Genomic DNA, 16,395 nt, shown 5'->3' on the forward strand with positions numbered 1-16,395 from the left:
GCATTTTCTTTCCCTTATTATAGCAAGAAAATTCTAAAAATAGTTTCTTTCTTCTGAAATATTAGGAAACTAATTTTAATTGCATTACAATGAAACTAGTTAATGCGAGAGGAGAAAGAAAATTGGAGCACAAATTATATTACACTGACGCTTATAAGCAAGACTTTACTACTAAAATTATAAAGCAAGATTATGATAAAGACGGTAACTTATACGTTGTTTTGAATGAAACAGCATTTTATCCGACAGGTGGCGGACAACCATATGATACTGGTACATTAAATGATATCAATGTAATCAATGTAGAAGAGATAAACGGAGAAATTCGTCACTACATTGCAGAACAATTACATACAGAAGACGTAGAAGGTAAAATCAATTGGGAGCGCCGTTTTGATCATATGCAACAACATGCAGCTCAGCACATTTTATCTGCTGCTTTTTGGGACCATTTTAACATGCCTACAATTGGATTCCATCTTGGTAAAGAAACAGTAACAATTGATTTAGAAACAGAAAATCTTCATGCAGAAACGGTTGAAAAAGCAATACAAATTGCAAACAAAATTGTTTTTGAAAACCATCCAATCAGCATCCAGTGGATGGACTTAGAAGAAGCGAAAACGTTGCCCCTTCGTAAAGAACCGACTATGACAGAAAATATACGGGTTGTTATTATCGAAAACTTTGACTACAACGGCTGTGGTGGAACGCATCCGAAACGAACTGGTGAAGTTGGTCCTATTCAAGTACTAGGATGGGAGCGCAATAAAGGTGGTATACGCTTAACGTTTATCGCTGGTTGGCGTACACTTAAATTAATGGGACAACAGCAACAAATTATGAAAGATGTTTCTAAACAATTAAACAGTAGCGAAACTGATATTCCAGCAAAAGTGGCGCAACTGCTTACTTCTCAAAAAGAAAACGAAAAAGCAATACAAACAATGAATGAAAAATTATTATTTGCAGAGGCAAATGAACTACTTCTACAGCCTATAAAAATTCATGCTGACATACTTATTTCTAAAGTATTTACAAATCGTTCTATGCAAGAAATCGCAAAGCTTTCCGCTATTATTACAGAACAACAAGAGCATGCAATTACGTATTTCGTCATCGAAAATGATGACAAACTACAATGTATTCTCGCTTGCGGAAAATCAGTATCACTCGATATGAATGCTCTTTTAAAAGACGCTCTTCCTACAATCGAAGGAAAAGGTGGCGGAAATAAGAAGAGTGCTCGCGGTGGCGGGAAAGCAATTATGAGCGGAGATGAATTTTTAAATCAGCTTGTTTCTTCTTTACAGTCAGCAGTTTAAAACATGTTATGAAGGATAGCGAACGGCTATCCTTCCCCTATATTTACAGACCTATATTTTGTTTCAAACCTTGATAACTCCCTGCATTTACAAAACCTTCACTTATAAGATTGATAAAAGTTTCCGAAAAACCATAATGACTTAAATCTTTAATCGGCACCATTTGCACATCATGAATTGGATTATGATCAAACTCGTTAGAAGGTAGCATAATTTCACCTTCAATCCTTTTAAGCAAAAACGTTATATGTAATAAAGACGGGCGAGCATCTGGTTTATCACAAACATAGAGTAGCTTCTGAATGTTAACTTCTAACCCTGTCTCTTCTCTCATTTCTCGAATCATTGCTTCCTCTAGCGTTTCGCCATTCTCTGCTCTTCCTCCAGGTAAAGACCAATTTCGATTAGCCACTTTTTGCTTTACTAGCAATACCTTTTCATCTTCAATTAAAATTCCTGTAACACGAACTTGCATTACATTTTCCATATGCAATCTCCTCTTCCCATTATATTTACAAATTAACCCTTCCATAAAAAGAACATACGTTTTATAATTGAAGAAAATTATGGAAGAAAGTAGTTGTTACATTCATGCGTCCAACTTTAACAAAGTCTATATCACTTGAAGATTTCCAAAACTATTATTGGTTAAAAGCAGAACTCCAAACATTTTGTCGTGAACATGATTTGCCAGCTAGTGGCTCTAAGATCGAAATAACCGAGCGTATCTCACATTATTTAACTACTGGTAAAATATTAAAAAACAGCTCTGTTCAAAAGGTGAGTAAAGCTTCCCTATCCTATAAAGACCTTTCTCTTCAAACGATTATTACTAACAATCACCGCTGTAGCGAAGATGTTCGTGCTTTTTTCAAAGAAAAAATCGGAACAAACTTCCGCTTTACAGTAGCTCTTCAAAAATTTTTCAAAGAGAATGTTGGAAAAACATATGAAGACGCGATAACGTTTTGGTATGAAGAGAACGAACGAAAAAAAGATCCTACTTATAAAACAACTATCAGCTCGCAGTTTGAATACAATCGCTTTACTCGCGACTTTTTCGAAGATCCAAATAATAAAGGGAAAGCAAAAGCTGATGCGATTGCTGCTTGGAACGAAATGAAAGCGAAGCCTGGTAGCAATATTTATGTTCCTCAAAAAGTAGAAAACTAGTTACCTCGCTAGTCTTCTACTTTCTCAAATAATAGCGCAATCCCTATCCCGCCTCCAATTCCTAATGTAGCAATTCCATATTTCATAGACTCTCTTTGTGCCTGATAAAACAAACGTGTTACAAGCATAGCCCCAGATGCACCGTACGGATGACCGAGCGCAATTGCTCCACCATTTACATTTACTTTTTCGTATGGAATTTGTAACTCTTTTGCGCAAGCAACAACTTTTGAGGCGAATGCTTCATTTATTTCAAAATAATCGATGTCCTCTACTTTTACATTCATTTCGTTTAATAATTTGTTCACCGCAAATATCGGACCAGTCCCTGGAAGCTTGGGATCTACTCCCACTACAGCACTACGAACGAAACGAAGGACAGGTTTATAACCTAACTTACGGGCTTGTCCCTCTTCCATTACAAGAACAGCACATGCCCCATCATTTACACCACATGAATTACCTGCCGTCACTGTTCCATTTTGTAAAAATGCGGGCTTTGTTCTTTTAATGATTCGTTCATAATTCATTTCTGGCTTTATAGATTCATCTAATAATCCATTAAAAGAAAATATTTCATCATGTATATATCCTTTTTCTAACGCTTGCAGTGTCCGCTTATAACTAAGACAAGCATACTCGTCTTGCATTTCTCTCGTTATATTATAACGCTCCGCAACATATTCAGCCGCTACTCCCATGTCAGGATCACCAATTGTTTCAGGTGAAAATCGTGCTCTTTTTTGAAAAGGTGACGTACTTGTACTCTCTACTCCCCCGGCGATATAACACTTACCTGCCCCGCCTTGAATGAGATGACACGCAGTTCGAATTGCTTCTAAACCAGCACCACATTGCCGATCAATCGTTACACCAGGAATATGATAGCCAAGTCCCGCCTCTAAAGCAGATAGTCTCGCAACATTCCCTCCTGGCCCAACAACATTACCTAATATGACATCATCTATTTCCCTCTCAATCCCTTTACTTAAAAACGTAAGAAGCGGCGTTGTTAATTGCTGAACTTCATACTCTTTTAACATCCCATTCTTCTTACCAATAGGTGTTCTTTTCGCCTCTACAATGACTGCTCTATTCATATATTTTCTCCCGGTTTTCAATCATACTTTTTGCTTCCATACGAGCGATTTTCCCACTATTTGTATAAGGTATTCCATCTACAAAATGCCATTCTTTCGGTATTTTAAAAGAGGATAATCTCTGTAAGCAAAAACTCTTTAATTGTTGTTTCGTAGCACTTCCTTTTACGATCGCGACGGGCTTTTCACCCCAGTAACTATCTTTCACACCAATTACAACTATTTCATCAACAGCTGGGTGTTCATGTAATACACTTTCTATTTCTTCTGGATAAATATTGATTCCTCCAAATAAAATCATATTCTTCTCTCTACCAACAATATATATAAAGCCTTCTTCATCTTCATAGCCTACATCTCGCACTGTCATCCAACCTTCTGCATTCAACTCCCGTGTTAAAACCCCATCTATTATGTATCCCATAAAAAACTGATCACTTTTCACATAAACAGTTCCTATTTCACCTTTTTGTACTTCTTCGCCTGCTTCATTACATATTCGAACTTGCACATTATGACACGGTTTTCCTACTGAATTTGGCCTTCTTTCGCTTTCTGCATCGACTAGTGCTGTTACAAAACTTAACTCTGATGCACCATAAAATTCATATCTTTTCGCATAAGGAAATATATTCTTTATTTTTTCTTTCGCTTCAGCTTCCCATTTCGCTCCTGACGAAATAATTTTCACTTTATTTTCTATTAATCTACTTTCTTTATATAAAGATTCAAGCATTGTCGGAACTGTATACATAACTGATATATTTTCAGTTTCTAACTTATCTAATACTTGATTTGGAAAGAACTTTCTCATAATGTGCACTGTTTGTCCTACATATAATGCACTTATTGCCCCGTATAAGAAAAGAGAATGAACGAGCGTCCCAGCTATTAAAATCGAATCCTCCCTTTTCATATGAAAGTCATGTACATTACAATCAAAACTATGAACCCACGATTGTTGTGCACGTAAAAATGCTTTTGCTGTTCCTGTTGATCCTGATGTAAATCCCATATAAAAAGGAGCATGTTGTACACTTTCTACAGTGGAATATGTAGGAAGATATTTCTCTATCATTCTTTTCAACTCATCAATTTCAATTACTCTTCCTTCTTCATCCAATAGATCATTCACCTTATATCGTTCTGTCACAATCATATCCGGATTACTAATTTCAATTCTTTCTCTGAGCTCATCTTGTTTCCACTTTATATCTAACGGAACACAAACCCACCCGGCCATAGCGGCACCAGAAAATAGTTGTAAAAACTCTATACGATTTTCTAATAGGATTGCTATCGTTTTATTCTTCGATTTTTTTTCATTTAACCAGCTTGCTACTTTACAAACTGATTCAAACCACTCTTTATATGTTAAAACTCTATCATTTTCCTTTATCGCTATTTTATTTGGTTGTAAAGAGGCATGCTTTTTATATTCTTTTGTAATCCCCATATGAGACGTCCTTTCTTTACAAAAATAATAAAAAGAAACACGCAATTAACGTGTTTCTTCCCTTTATCATCCCGCATTTGTATATTTTCCATTCTTTAAAGCGGGCGTAATAATATGTTTCAATGAACGATGTAATTTTGTTACGAGAACTGCCGCAATAATTGCTTTTATACAATCCCCTGGTAAAAACACAGCACTCACTTTCATTGTCTCCCATACAGAAACATCCATTAAGAACGCTTGTACAGTAATACCAAATACATAAACTACGAAAATACCACCAATTATATTAATACATAATACTTTTATAATAGAAACTTCACGTAAACGCTCAATTAAATAACCAATAACAAACGCCCCAATGATGTAACCAAGTAAATATCCTGCACTTGGTCCAACAAATACACCAAGGCCACCGCGTCCACCAGCAAGTAATGGTGCTCCAACTCCTACAATAAGTAAGAAAATAAGCTGACTTAACGCACCTAAACGTGATCCTAACAACCCACCCGCAAGCATAACACCGAGTGATTGCAATGTAATTGGAACTGGTGTAATAGAAAGAGCAATCGGAGGTATTAACCCTAACACTCCCATAATAGAACTAAATAAAGCGACGAAAATTAAATTTTTTGTATTCATATTTGCTTCCCCTATTTGTAAACTTAAAATTGTTTTTAGGTAACATATCACAAAAATTATATTATCTTTCCACCCCTCTTTTGTCAACCGTTAATGTATTAGAGTTTACAAATAGAAGTTCACTTATTTCTCTCTATGCAAATGCTCCAGTTCTTTCCGAAGCGCCTGTTTTAAAAACTTCCCAACAGATGTTTTCGGTATTTCTTCCATAAAGACAATATCGTCTGGCAACCACCACTTCGCAAACTGTGGTTTTAAAAACTCATATATTTCTTCTTTTGTAACCGTACTATTTTTCTTTTGAACAACGCAGGCAATTGGTCGCTCTTGCCACTGAGGGTGAGGAACTGCAACGACAGCCGCTTCAAATATAGCATCATGTGCCATTAAAGCATTTTCAAGATCGACCGAAGAAATCCATTCTCCCCCGCTTTTAATAACATCCTTCGTACGGTCAACAATTTTCACGCAACCTTCCTCATCCACTGTGACAACATCACCAGTATATAACCATCCATCGCGAAAACCTTCGACAGTACGATCATCGTTATAATAGCTTTCAGCGATCCAAGGTGCTCGTAAACATAATTCTCCCATCTCAGTACCGTCCCACTTCACTTCACCATTTGTACCGACTACTTTCATCTCGACACCAGGTACAAGATATCCTTGTTTGGAGCGAATTTCTAGTTGCTCTTCATACGATAATTCCGTTTCATAACTTTTTAAACGTGCAAGTGTTACGAGTGGACTCGTTTCAGTCATACCATATGCATGTATGAACGGAACATTATGTTTCTGTTCAAATGCTTTAATAACACTTTTCGGCGCCGCTGCACCTCCGCATAGTATTCTCGTCATACTAGATAAATCGTAACTATTATTTTCTAACTCTTGTAATACACCGAGCCAAATTGTCGGCACACCAGCAGCTAACGTCACTTTTTCAGATTGGATCATTTCTAATAAAATTTTCGGCGTAAACATCGGTCCTGGAAGAACTTGTTTTGATCCAAACCAAGTAGCAGCGAAAGGAAGCCCCCAAGCATTCACATGGAACATCGGTACAATTGCCATCGCCGCGTCACTTTCCGATAAAGCAGCTGTATCCGCTAAACCGAGTGCCATGCAATGCAGTACAGTACTACGATGCGTATATACAACACCTTTCGGATTTCCTGTAGTCGCTGACGTATAACACATACCAGCAGGTGTATTTTCATCAATATCTTTTACAAATTGGAAAGTTGGATCGCCTTCTTCTAATAGCTTTTCATAATGATATACAGGCTTCAGCGTAGTATTTGGGAGTTCATCTTTATCAGTCATAATAATGTAAGCTTGTACAGTTGATAATTGTGATTGAATATTTTCAACAAGCGGTATGAGATCTTCATCTATAAGTAGAATTCGGTCTTCTGCGTGCTGAATAATGTATGAAATATGTTGAGGAGATAAACGAATGTTAATTGTGTGCAAAACAGAAGCAATACCTGGAATAGCAAAATACGCTTCCACATGCCGATGATGGTTCCACGCTAATGTTCCTACACGTTCACCTTCTTTAATTCCAAGCTTTTTCAACGCACTGGAAAGTCTTCTCGTCCTTTCCCCTAACTGCTTATACGTTAACGTTGTAACTGTATCATGCGTCCGTGAAACAATTTCTTTCTTCGAAAACAGTTTCTCTGCTCTTTCCATCATAGAACTAATTGTTAGCGGTACATTCATCATCATATTGGTTATGTCCCCCTTTAAAACGTTTTCATTTTCCGTTTATTATAACAGACTTCTACAAATGATTACGATATTTTTCTGTATTTTCTGAATTATTTCTTTGGAAATAATTCAGAACGATAAAAAACATGTTTTGAATACATTGATTCGAAACATGTTTTTTATTTTTTATAAACTATCTACCTTTTTCCTTACTTTCTTTTTCAATTTAAAAATAAAACGATTACTGTATTCCTTATTTTCTACTAAAATCCGATACGTCTCTAACACCCCTAACACACGAACAAAAAGATAAACTCCGATAGCAATAAGTACAACACAATAAGGATAATACTGTACGAGCTCTCCTGAAGTAATTCGTTTTTTCTCAAATAAAAACGGTATCGCTCCTGCGGCAATAAAACAAAATCCAACAATCACCACTGCGGCATACTTCTTCTTAATAATCGCATATCTTTTGGTCAATTCTTTTAGAAAGTTTTGATCAAATAGTAGTTCTTCCTTTTTCAATACATTGTATCGACTCTCTTCTATCGTTACAGGTGCCATCATTGCTCCGATCCCAAGCACTACAATGATAATGACAAGAAACGTAGACATTGTTGCATTTTCTTTAAATAATAAGTACGGTATTGTAGATAAAATAAGCAAGCTAAATCCTAATGCAATATATTTAGAAATTTTTTGTCCATACACTATATACCCTTCTGCCATTTCCTTACTTACATAATAACCATTTTCCTTTTCGTTACTTTGCTCAGCAGTTTCTTTTAATAAATAGTCAAGTGATACTTCAAATACATTTCCAATCATTATTAACTTTTCAGTTTCAGGAAAACCTTGACCGTTTTCCCATTTACTAACCGCTTGCCTTGTTGTGTTTAATTTCTCGGCTAATGCTTCTTGAGAAAGACCCTTTTCTTTTCTTAATTTAAAAAGCTTCTCACCAAATCCCATATGTGTGTCCCCCTTCGTTTTCTTAACTAAATTGTATGTAAACATTGCTCTTACTTCTATCTTCCTGCGGTTGCACTTTGTCAACTTACGGTTGCGATTGTGTTATATAGTGGTTTTGTATACGATTTAGCTATTATTCTTCTATGATTATGGCGTTAATAAACCACCCTCTCCTAATAACCAATTATAACAATTAAAGGTAATTATTGTTATAAAAAATCAAAAAACTCCTTTATTCATTTAAAGGAGTTTTAAATATGAAATATTCCAAGAGGAGCTGTTTTTTCTTCCTCCTACTACCTCACAATTTCTTCTATATATTTTTATGTGTCATATAACGAACTATGTACAGTATATGTTTTCATCTCTTTATCTGAGGCATACTCATATATATGTAAAATATTACTCTTATTAACTACCCTAATAAAACCACTACTCAATAATCATAACGGCTTCTGCTTAAACTTTTCATAATGTCGTACTTTTAATGAAAGGATATTTCCGCAGTCTGTACAAATATAAGCATCCACCGGTGAAGATGTGAACATCGTTTCCTTTTTCCGTATTTGTGCATATCCGACAAACTCACCTTCTCCTATCTTTTGAGAACCACAATTAGAGCATGTCTGCACGGCTTTTTGTTTCATGAGAGCACCACCTTTAATCTGTTTCTACTCCCTTCGACAGTTCAATTCCATTTCCCTTCCAAAAAACTTCTTATTCTCCTACATTACAACAGGAATCTCAAAACAAAAATCGTATATATACTATGAAATATATTTATTAACGGAGGAATTTTATGACTACTGTTATGACACTCGATATAGCAACAGAAATTGAAAATGCAGAAATTGATATGCTCTCTTCTAGATTAGAGGGACTACAAGCAATGAGTGGAAATCCAATGCAAGTGCAAATGAAAAAGTTCGGTAGTGCCACTGCCTTTTCATCAAAAATAATTGCCGGTCCTGCTTTTAATACGATAAAAGGTATTACAAATGCAGATGCGATTGATGCAATCATTTCTTATTATGAATCACTACAAATTCCTTGCCGTTTTGAAATTACACCAGCGCAAGGCACAACTGAACTATTTCAATACTTATCTCAAAAAGGTTTTTACCAATCTAGCTTCCATACTGCTTTGTATAGTATACCGAGAGAGAGTTCATCACTTCTTCCTTCTAATATTACAGTACGAAAACTGAAAGAAAATGAATTTGATATTTTTGCAGACATATATGTACGTGGATTTAATATGCCATCCTTTACAAAAGATGGTGTTCGCCAAAATAACGAAATTCTTTACAATGAACCAGGATGGCATTTTTTCATAGCAGAAATTCAAAATAGCCCTGCTGGTATTGGTGTCCTATATATAAATAAAGGTGTCGCATCATTAGCTGCTTCTGCTACTTTACCGGAATTTCAGCGTAAAGGCTGTCACACTGCATTAATCCAAAAACGAATTAAGACAGCTATTGAATCCAATTGTACTTTAATAGTTGGACAAGCAAGGTTCGGTAGTGGCAGTCAAAATAATATGGAACGTGCCCATATGAAAATTGCTTATACGAAATCAATATGGACTGCAAAAGACATATAATTTACTTTCTTTCTCCTTCCGTTACATTTTTAAACATTTTATGACAATTCCTTTTCTATCCCTTTAATAATTTGAATATTCAAACTAAATTTGTTACGCTATTACTAGATACATCATTCAACTTGCAATATGAAAAGAAAATTCTAATCAAACTACAAGGAGGAGAAATGTATGACTAAGCACGAACACGGTTTAAAAGAAAAAGTAGAAGGTGCCATCGATAAGGTAAAGGGCGAAGTAAAAGAAGTTGTCGGGAAAGTAACTGACAATAAGAAGTTACAAGCTGAAGGAAAATGGGATAAGGTGAAAGGCACTGCTAAAGATACAGTCGGTAATGTGAAAGAAAAAGTACATGAATATAAGGAACATAAATAACAAAAAACACGTTAGATGCATTTTCATCTAACGTGTTTTTTATTTTACTTTATATATAATGAACCAAATAACATACGATATTTTTTTATTTCTCTATACTCTTTGTAAGTGGTTCTTTAAAGACATTTCTATTCCATACAGCAAAAATAATAAGAGAAATAATAAAGAATAAAACAAGACATATACCCAGATAATCAAAATTAACTACCTGTATGAGATTCCAAAACGGTCCCTGTAAATTATAGCTTTCAATAAGCAAAGATAATAGTTGATACCCCCCTATTAAAAAAGCCGTTATAACAGATATTGAGGTAATTAATACATTATATGAATTTCTTATTCGACTATTTTCCATTGCCCACTTATAATTCGTATTCATGAATGTACTATCTAATGTATCCATCAATGACATTCCTGCAGCAAACAAAATGGGAAAAGCAAATATACTGACAAGTGGAATAGATTGACTTGTTGCAGTTACTGTAGAAAGAGCAATTAATCCAATTTCACTCGCTGTATCAAAACCAAGCCCAAATAAAAAACCGATCATATACAATTGCTTCTGACTATCAATAAACGTAAATAAGCGCTGCGTGAAACGGTATATAAATCCCAGGTTTTCTGGCTGTTTGTCCTCTTGACTTCGTAACACTTTAATAAGGTACAACAGATTGGTAAGACCGATAATGATAAGGAATGTACTAGAAACGATTGTACCAATAATACCGCCTATAGTTGAGAAGCTCTCCATTCCATGTTTTGCAGTTTTTCCAATTAAAGCAATTAATACAATCATCACAAATACTACCGTAGAGTGTCCTAATGAGAAGTAAAATCCCACCCCCTGTGAGTTTTTACCTTTTTCAATTAATTTCCGAACAGTATTATCAATTGCGACAATATGATCACTATCAAACGCATGACGCAATCCTAAAGAATATGCAATAATAGCCATTCCGATTATGCTATTACCTTTATACAGTGCTGGTAATAATAAGAGAATTCCAAGCACATGAAGAAATATAATAATAACAAAAAAGTTAGTTGCCTTTTTCAGTTCACTTTTCCACATAGTTACTAGCCCTTTCTACTTTAAATTGAATACTTTTGAAAAAGAAAAGTGCCATAATAAAAACTACAATCGTTATAATAGTCACTAAAATAATTACAAAATTATTTAACACGTCTGTATGATTTGTAAGTGTTAACAGAGCTGGTACTGTTGCAGTAATCCAGGATTCAACGAAGCAAACAATACCTACATAAATATGAATCTTCTTTTTCAATCCATCTTGTAGGAAAAATAAAAACCAAAGGAATGCCCAAAAGAACCAAATTATTGTACTTTGCAGACTTCCACTCTCATGTAATTGATTCACTATTCCCATAACCGTTGCAATGATAGCAACCCAAAGAGAATAGTAACCTACACCTGAAGAATCAAGTTTTAATATATTCGTAAGACCAACATATAAATAAGTAAAACCAAATAAAAAAATAGTTCCATTAGATAGGATAGTCCACTCATCGGATTGACTTCCTGTAAATAATAAATATAATGGTGTCAAAGTTTGTAATGCCCCTACAAATAAATTAAAGTATCCTACACTTTTGCTATCAATGAGTTTAAAAGCTGCTAGTGAATTCATAAATAGAACTGCACCGACAAACAATAATCCCACATTAGTCATAGTATCCCCTTCCCTTACTTAATATTTTCGATAGGATGTTAGTTCTTCATGTAGACAATTCTCTCTAACAAAACGATGACACTGAAAAAATATAGACTCGATATCCTCTGTATTATGGCTAAGTATGCGTATGACAAAGCCTTTACATGGTGTAGAAGATATTCCAATTTTCATATTGTTAGTGTTAGATAGTGATGTTTTCAATGCTGCAATTAAATCATTTGTAATGTTCTCATTAATAACTATGAAAGTACCATAATGGGAATATTGATTTAATATTCCCATTTGATCTAACGACTCTTTGAAAGGGTTTAACAATAGATGATCGTATACTACAAGTTTATTTTCCATATATATTTTTGTTAACGAATCAAAATATTGGTATGTGAACTTCTCCATATTTGGCGACCAACCAGGCGTAACTGAATCGCATAAAATCAATGTAGAATTATTTTGCATATATATATTTGTTTTTTGCTTATATGCTGCATCCTTGTACATAATTAACGGGTCTGGTAGATATTCCATAACAGCATTCTCACCAATATAAAAATTCAATTCTTGCAAAGCATAACTATTTGGAGTCTTGTACACTTTCGTTGCCGATTGGCTTGTTATATATGTTTTCGCATCTTTACCAACATTTATATTTATAGAATAGAAATCTCCTTTTAAATAGCCTCCACCAGAATTCATAATATAGTAATATGCTCTACCATACTCGTCCAAATATATTGGCTGCGTTACTTTTAAGGCATCTTTATGATAAACCTTAATAGGTACGGTTTTATGTCTCTTTTCCATCACATCAATATTTAAGACACCTGTAGGGGATTTCATTTTTTCAATCCTTCTAACATAATGTTTTGTCGCATCCAATTTATTAATTCTTGTAAACCTTCCTCATCCTTCAAATTTGTAAAAAAGTATGGTTTATTATGTCGGTAATTTTTCGTATCCTGCTCCATAACTCCAAGATCAGCCCCTACATAAGGTGCCAAATCCGTTTTATTAATCACAAATACATCAGATTTGATCATTCCTTGTCCACCTTTACGCGGAATCTTTTCTCCCTGTGCCACATCAATAATATAAATTGAAAAATCCACTAGCTCCGGACTAAATGTGGCAGCTAAATTATCACCCCCACTTTCAATAAAAATAATATCTAAATTATTATGTCTCATCATAAGTTCTTCAATTGCTTCAAAATTCATAGAGGCGTCCTCTCGAATTGCTGTATGCGGGCACCCTCCTGTCTCTACACCAATAATTCTATCTTCTGGTAAAACACCTGTTTTCAATAAAATTTTTGCATCTTCTTTCGTATAAATATCGTTTGTAATTGCTGCAATTTCATAATCTGTATTTAGATGTTTTGTTAACTTTTCAACTAACATTGTTTTCCCAGCACCTACTGGGCCACCGATACCAATTCTAATAGGCTTTATCATTTTATTTTTTCCTCCCTATGACATGAAGACCCTTACATTTACATCTTCATGTTGCATTTGATTTATTTCGAATTCAGGATCATTCAATCCAAAATCCTCTAATGAAAGTATTTGAATTCTATCAATAGATTCACAGATTAATTCATGGCATTCTTGTAATAGTTTTTGACCATCTGTTTGTCCAAGAGGAATGGCTCTCACACCGTTTTGAATTATACTTCCAACACTTGAGTATAAGAAAACTAAGAGCGTTTCTTCTATTGTCATTTTCAATTCCGCCCCTAATATTCCGTATACGATACTCGGATGACCTTGTAATTTATTACCCATAATATTTTCTTTATATATATTTAAATTTACAAATGAGAACAATTCACACAATAATTTAGAAGTACTTTTACTAATCATTCTATTTGCTTTTCTACATTCAAAAGGCAGTGTTTGTGCTGTTATTAAATCATCTAAAAATGTAATTTGTTCTCTCTCATTAGTCTTAATTGCTTCGTAAGTATATTTGCAAATTAAGCCATCCGTGTATGTTAATTGGACTTTTATATATCGATTAACCCATTTGAAAAATTCGGCTTTATTTGTAACTTGTCCCTCTTGAATAAATGTTTCTAATCCAAAAGAGTGACTAAAACTTCCTGTTGGGAAGCTCGAATCACTAATTTGGAGTAGGTTAAGTAGGTTAAATATGTTTGTGCGAAGCATGCTTGAACGGTTTTGGTAATACTCTATTTTCTTTTTGATAAGGAACACCTTCCTTTTTAAGTAAATCTTCTACTAAGTAGTCGTTCGCCAAAATCATGCACCCTTCATCGAATTGTGCTGGTAAATGTCTATTCCCTAAGTTATGAGCAATAATCCCCATTTCTTTTATTGATTTTGGAGTAATTACAATTACCTCTTCTGGTAATACTTCAATATACACAATTCGATTTTCATCTTCATATAAAATATCACCGTTCTTTAATGTTTCTCCACTATCTAAAGACACCCCAATTTCAAAACCAGATTCTGAATATAATTTCTGAACTCTCTTCAGTAAAAGCTCACTAGAAATTAATATCTTATCAAGATGCTTTTTTGTGTTTGAGAAATCATTCATATTGCATACGTTGTTATTAATTTTTTCAATAATCATTTTATCTCCCCCGTTATATCAAAATAAAAAATATCTTTGAGCCATAGGTAGTACATCTACTGCTTCACACGTGATTACTTGTCCATCAACTTTAACTTCATATGTCTGCGGATCTACTTCAATTTCTGGTGTTGCATTATTTAGCTTCATATCTTGCTTCGAAATCTCTCTCGTATTTTTAACAGGTAATACAACTTTATTTAAACCTAATTTTTCTTTAATATTATTCTCATAAGCTACTTTCGATACAAATGTAATCGAACTTGACTGTACTGCTTTTCCATATGCACCAAACATCTTTTTTTCGTAATATGGTTGTGGGGTAGGAATTGAAGCATTCTCGTCTCCCATTAATGCCATCACTACCATTCCGTTTTTCAAAACCATATCTGGCTTAACACCGAAAAATTGTGGATCCCATATTACAAGGTCTGCATACTTTCCTATTTCAATAGAGCCCACGTATTCTGAAATCCCATGTGTAATAGCTGGATTAATTGTATACTTAGCTATATAACGTTGAATTCTATTATTATCGTTATATTCTTTATCTCCCTCTAAACTACCAATCTGCTTTTTCATTTTATCGGCGGTTTGCCAATTGCGAATAATAACCTCGCCAACCCTTCCCATCGCCTGTGAGTCAGAGCTAATCATGCTGAAAACCCCTAGATCTTGCAAAATATCCTCTGCCGCGATTGTTTCTTTTCGAATCCTTGAATCTGCAAACATTACATCTTCTGGAATATTCGCTTTTAAATGATGACATACCATGAGCATATCTAAATGTTCATCCAGCGTATTCACTGTATATGGCAAGGTCGGGTTCGTTGATGATGGTAAAATATTATTCAGCGCAGCAATCTTTATAATATCTGGTGCATGCCCACCTCCAGCTCCTTCAGTGTGGTACGTATGAATAACACGATTATCAATAGCTTTTATCGTTTCTTCCACAAAACCACATTCGTTTAACGTATCCGTATGAATAGCGACTTGAATATCATATTTATCAGCAATCTGTAACGAGTGATTAATTGCTGATGAAGTTGCTCCCCAATCTTCATGGATTTTCAATCCGATAGCCCCTGCAAATATTTGTTCTTCCAGGGCAGGTAAACTTGAACTATTTCCTTTCCCTAAAAATCCAAGATTTATAGGAAAAGCTTCTGCTGCTTCTAGCATTTTTCTTAAATTCCAAGATCCAGGTGTTATTGTAGTTGCCTTAGTCCCTTCTGCCGGTCCTGTTCCCCCACCAATTAAAGTTGTTATACCTGAAGCCAATGCCGTATCAATTTGTTGTGGGGATATGAAATGCACATGTGTATCAATACCTCCAGCTGTAACGATTTTCCGCTCACCAGAAATTACTTCCGTTGATGTTCCAATGATGATATCAATATTATCCATAACTGAAGGATTACCACTCTTACCAATTGCTGAAATCTTCCCATCTTTTATACCAATATCCGCTTTATATACTCCCGTATAATCAATAATAATTGCATTCGTAATAACAACATCCACAACCCCCTGTTCTCTTGTAAGTTGTGAATTTTGTCCCATACCATCCCTAATTGATTTTCCTCCACCAAAGACAGCTTCATCACCATATATAGTGGCATTTCGATCAACATGTGCGAATAATTGTGTATCCGCTAAACGAATAGAATCTCCTGTAGTTGGACCATATAAATCAGCATATTGTTTACGTGACATCTTAAAACTCATG

Annotated in this window: 18 protein-coding genes; 4 read left to right on the forward strand and 14 right to left on the reverse strand. The window is 34.7% G+C overall.

Annotation, left to right across the window (positions count from 1 at the left end; genetic code table 11):
* The first annotated feature begins 122 nt into the window (after positions 1–122).
* Positions 123–1,325, forward strand: coding sequence for a serine-tRNA(Ala) deacylase AlaX (locus tag ACW0JX_RS17525; RefSeq protein ID WP_029443036.1), 1,203 nt, complete (start codon positions 123–125; stop codon positions 1,323–1,325).
* 43 nt (positions 1,326–1,368) lie between these two features.
* Here the strand turns inward: ACW0JX_RS17525 and ACW0JX_RS17530 are convergent, their stop codons facing one another.
* Positions 1,369–1,812, reverse strand: coding sequence for an NUDIX hydrolase (locus tag ACW0JX_RS17530; RefSeq protein ID WP_000432568.1), 444 nt, complete (start codon positions 1,810–1,812; stop codon positions 1,369–1,371).
* Between the two features lie 104 nt (positions 1,813–1,916).
* On the opposite strand from ACW0JX_RS17530, the gene ACW0JX_RS17535 reads away from it, so the two are divergent.
* Entirely contained in the window at positions 1,917–2,498 is a 582-nt protein-coding gene (locus ACW0JX_RS17535) for a DUF6434 domain-containing protein (RefSeq protein ID WP_069356082.1), read from the forward strand.
* An 8-nt stretch (positions 2,499–2,506) separates the two neighbouring features.
* Here the strand turns inward: ACW0JX_RS17535 and ACW0JX_RS17540 are convergent, their stop codons facing one another.
* The 6 genes from ACW0JX_RS17540 to ACW0JX_RS17565 all read right to left on the reverse strand — a co-directional run bounded on the left by ACW0JX_RS17540 (position 2,507) and on the right by ACW0JX_RS17565 (position 9,037).
* Positions 2,507–3,598 carry an acetyl-CoA C-acyltransferase gene (locus ACW0JX_RS17540; RefSeq protein ID WP_001078003.1) on the reverse strand — a complete coding sequence of 364 codons (1,092 nt, stop codon included), beginning with the start codon at positions 3,596–3,598 and terminating at the stop codon, positions 2,507–2,509.
* The gene (locus tag ACW0JX_RS17545) at positions 3,591–5,054 is read right to left on the reverse strand and encodes an acyl-CoA synthetase (protein WP_095690382.1); all 1,464 of its coding nucleotides are present in this window, start codon (positions 5,052–5,054) and stop codon (positions 3,591–3,593) included. Before ACW0JX_RS17545 ends, ACW0JX_RS17540 begins: the two co-directional genes overlap by 8 nt.
* A gap of 66 nt (positions 5,055–5,120) precedes the next feature.
* Complete coding sequence (locus tag ACW0JX_RS17550; RefSeq protein ID WP_095690381.1) at positions 5,121–5,696, reverse strand: biotin transporter BioY; 576 nt, start codon at positions 5,694–5,696, stop codon at positions 5,121–5,123.
* Between the two features lie 123 nt (positions 5,697–5,819).
* The gene (locus ACW0JX_RS17555) at positions 5,820–7,433 is read right to left on the reverse strand and encodes a long-chain fatty acid--CoA ligase (RefSeq protein WP_063548343.1); all 1,614 of its coding nucleotides are present in this window, start codon (positions 7,431–7,433) and stop codon (positions 5,820–5,822) included.
* Between the two features lie 168 nt (positions 7,434–7,601).
* The gene (locus ACW0JX_RS17560) at positions 7,602–8,390 is read right to left on the reverse strand and encodes a helix-turn-helix domain-containing protein (RefSeq protein WP_339326427.1); all 789 of its coding nucleotides are present in this window, start codon (positions 8,388–8,390) and stop codon (positions 7,602–7,604) included.
* A 443-nt stretch (positions 8,391–8,833) separates the two neighbouring features.
* Positions 8,834–9,037, reverse strand: coding sequence for a hypothetical protein (locus tag ACW0JX_RS17565; protein WP_095690379.1), 204 nt, complete (start codon positions 9,035–9,037; stop codon positions 8,834–8,836).
* A gap of 152 nt (positions 9,038–9,189) precedes the next feature.
* Here ACW0JX_RS17565 and ACW0JX_RS17570 point away from each other — a divergent pair, with 152 nt between their 5' ends.
* Both ACW0JX_RS17570 and ACW0JX_RS17575 read left to right on the forward strand, forming a co-directional pair.
* The gene (locus ACW0JX_RS17570) at positions 9,190–9,996 is read left to right on the forward strand and encodes a GNAT family N-acetyltransferase (protein WP_095690378.1); all 807 of its coding nucleotides are present in this window, start codon (positions 9,190–9,192) and stop codon (positions 9,994–9,996) included.
* Positions 9,997–10,167: 171 nt separating this feature from the next.
* Positions 10,168–10,371 (forward strand): CsbD family protein, encoded by a 204-nt coding sequence (locus ACW0JX_RS17575; RefSeq protein WP_095690377.1) that lies wholly within the window; start codon positions 10,168–10,170, stop codon positions 10,369–10,371.
* Between the two features lie 85 nt (positions 10,372–10,456).
* Here ACW0JX_RS17575 and ACW0JX_RS17580 read toward each other — a convergent pair whose 3' ends face one another.
* Genes ACW0JX_RS17580 through ureC form a run of 7 tightly spaced genes read right to left on the reverse strand, consistent with a single transcriptional unit; the run spans position 10,457 to position 16,394 of the window.
* The gene (locus tag ACW0JX_RS17580) at positions 10,457–11,443 is read right to left on the reverse strand and encodes a HoxN/HupN/NixA family nickel/cobalt transporter (protein ID WP_071731640.1); all 987 of its coding nucleotides are present in this window, start codon (positions 11,441–11,443) and stop codon (positions 10,457–10,459) included.
* A complete protein-coding gene (locus tag ACW0JX_RS17585) occupies positions 11,430–12,062 on the reverse strand; it encodes an AmiS/UreI family transporter (protein ID WP_048655778.1) in 633 nt (210 codons plus the stop codon). Before ACW0JX_RS17585 ends, ACW0JX_RS17580 begins: the two co-directional genes overlap by 14 nt.
* Positions 12,063–12,080: 18 nt before the next feature.
* On the reverse strand, positions 12,081–12,902 hold the full coding sequence (locus tag ACW0JX_RS17590; protein ID WP_048655779.1) for an urease accessory protein UreD: 822 nt from the start codon (positions 12,900–12,902) through the stop codon (positions 12,081–12,083).
* Positions 12,899–13,516: an urease accessory protein UreG gene (gene ureG, locus ACW0JX_RS17595; protein WP_016080654.1), complete on the reverse strand. Its 618-nt coding sequence runs from the start codon at positions 13,514–13,516 to the stop codon at positions 12,899–12,901. The genes ACW0JX_RS17590 and ureG overlap by 4 nt, the downstream gene beginning before the upstream one ends.
* A 15-nt stretch (positions 13,517–13,531) precedes the next feature.
* Positions 13,532–14,230 carry an urease accessory protein UreF gene (locus ACW0JX_RS17600; protein ID WP_459245789.1) on the reverse strand — a complete coding sequence of 233 codons (699 nt, stop codon included), beginning with the start codon at positions 14,228–14,230 and terminating at the stop codon, positions 13,532–13,534.
* Positions 14,208–14,663, reverse strand: coding sequence for an urease accessory protein UreE (locus ACW0JX_RS17605; protein WP_000582805.1), 456 nt, complete (start codon positions 14,661–14,663; stop codon positions 14,208–14,210). Before ACW0JX_RS17605 ends, ACW0JX_RS17600 begins: the two co-directional genes overlap by 23 nt.
* An 18-nt stretch (positions 14,664–14,681) precedes the next feature.
* Positions 14,682–16,394 (reverse strand): urease subunit alpha, encoded by a 1,713-nt coding sequence (ureC, locus tag ACW0JX_RS17610; RefSeq protein ID WP_459244973.1) that lies wholly within the window; start codon positions 16,392–16,394, stop codon positions 14,682–14,684.
* Position 16,395 lies beyond the last annotated feature (1 nt).

This window comes from Bacillus sp. C-3-6, from assembly GCF_054509685.1.

Bases quoted from the DNA above. Each gene is read 5' to 3' on its own strand.
- ACW0JX_RS17565 (WP_095690379.1), bottom strand. From the start codon at position 9,037: ATGAAACAAAAAGCCGTGCAGACATGCTCTAATTGTGGTTCTCAAAAG.
- ACW0JX_RS17540 (WP_001078003.1), bottom strand. From the start codon at position 3,598: ATGAATAGAGCAGTCATTGTAGAGGCGAAAAGAACACCTATTGGTAAG.
- ACW0JX_RS17590 (WP_048655779.1), bottom strand. From the start codon at position 12,902: ATGAAATCCCCTACAGGTGTCTTAAATATTGATGTGATGGAAAAGAGA.
- ACW0JX_RS17575 (WP_095690377.1), top strand. From the start codon at position 10,168: ATGACTAAGCACGAACACGGTTTAAAAGAAAAAGTAGAAGGTGCCATC.
- ACW0JX_RS17555 (WP_063548343.1), bottom strand. From the start codon at position 7,433: ATGATGATGAATGTACCGCTAACAATTAGTTCTATGATGGAAAGAGCA.
- ACW0JX_RS17585 (WP_048655778.1), bottom strand. From the start codon at position 12,062: ATGACTAATGTGGGATTATTGTTTGTCGGTGCAGTTCTATTTATGAAT.
- ACW0JX_RS17570 (WP_095690378.1), top strand. From the start codon at position 9,190: ATGACTACTGTTATGACACTCGATATAGCAACAGAAATTGAAAATGCA.
- ACW0JX_RS17545 (WP_095690382.1), bottom strand. From the start codon at position 5,054: ATGGGGATTACAAAAGAATATAAAAAGCATGCCTCTTTACAACCAAAT.
- ureG (WP_016080654.1), bottom strand. From the start codon at position 13,516: ATGATAAAGCCTATTAGAATTGGTATCGGTGGCCCAGTAGGTGCTGGG.
- ACW0JX_RS17530 (WP_000432568.1), bottom strand. From the start codon at position 1,812: ATGGAAAATGTAATGCAAGTTCGTGTTACAGGAATTTTAATTGAAGAT.
- ACW0JX_RS17535 (WP_069356082.1), top strand. From the start codon at position 1,917: ATGCGTCCAACTTTAACAAAGTCTATATCACTTGAAGATTTCCAAAAC.
- ACW0JX_RS17600 (WP_459245789.1), bottom strand. From the start codon at position 14,230: ATGCTTCGCACAAACATATTTAACCTACTTAACCTACTCCAAATTAGT.
- ACW0JX_RS17550 (WP_095690381.1), bottom strand. From the start codon at position 5,696: ATGAATACAAAAAATTTAATTTTCGTCGCTTTATTTAGTTCTATTATG.
- ACW0JX_RS17580 (WP_071731640.1), bottom strand. From the start codon at position 11,443: ATGTGGAAAAGTGAACTGAAAAAGGCAACTAACTTTTTTGTTATTATT.
- ACW0JX_RS17560 (WP_339326427.1), bottom strand. From the start codon at position 8,390: ATGGGATTTGGTGAGAAGCTTTTTAAATTAAGAAAAGAAAAGGGTCTT.
- ACW0JX_RS17605 (WP_000582805.1), bottom strand. From the start codon at position 14,663: ATGATTATTGAAAAAATTAATAACAACGTATGCAATATGAATGATTTC.
- ureC (WP_459244973.1), bottom strand. From the start codon at position 16,394: ATGAGTTTTAAGATGTCACGTAAACAATATGCTGATTTATATGGTCCA.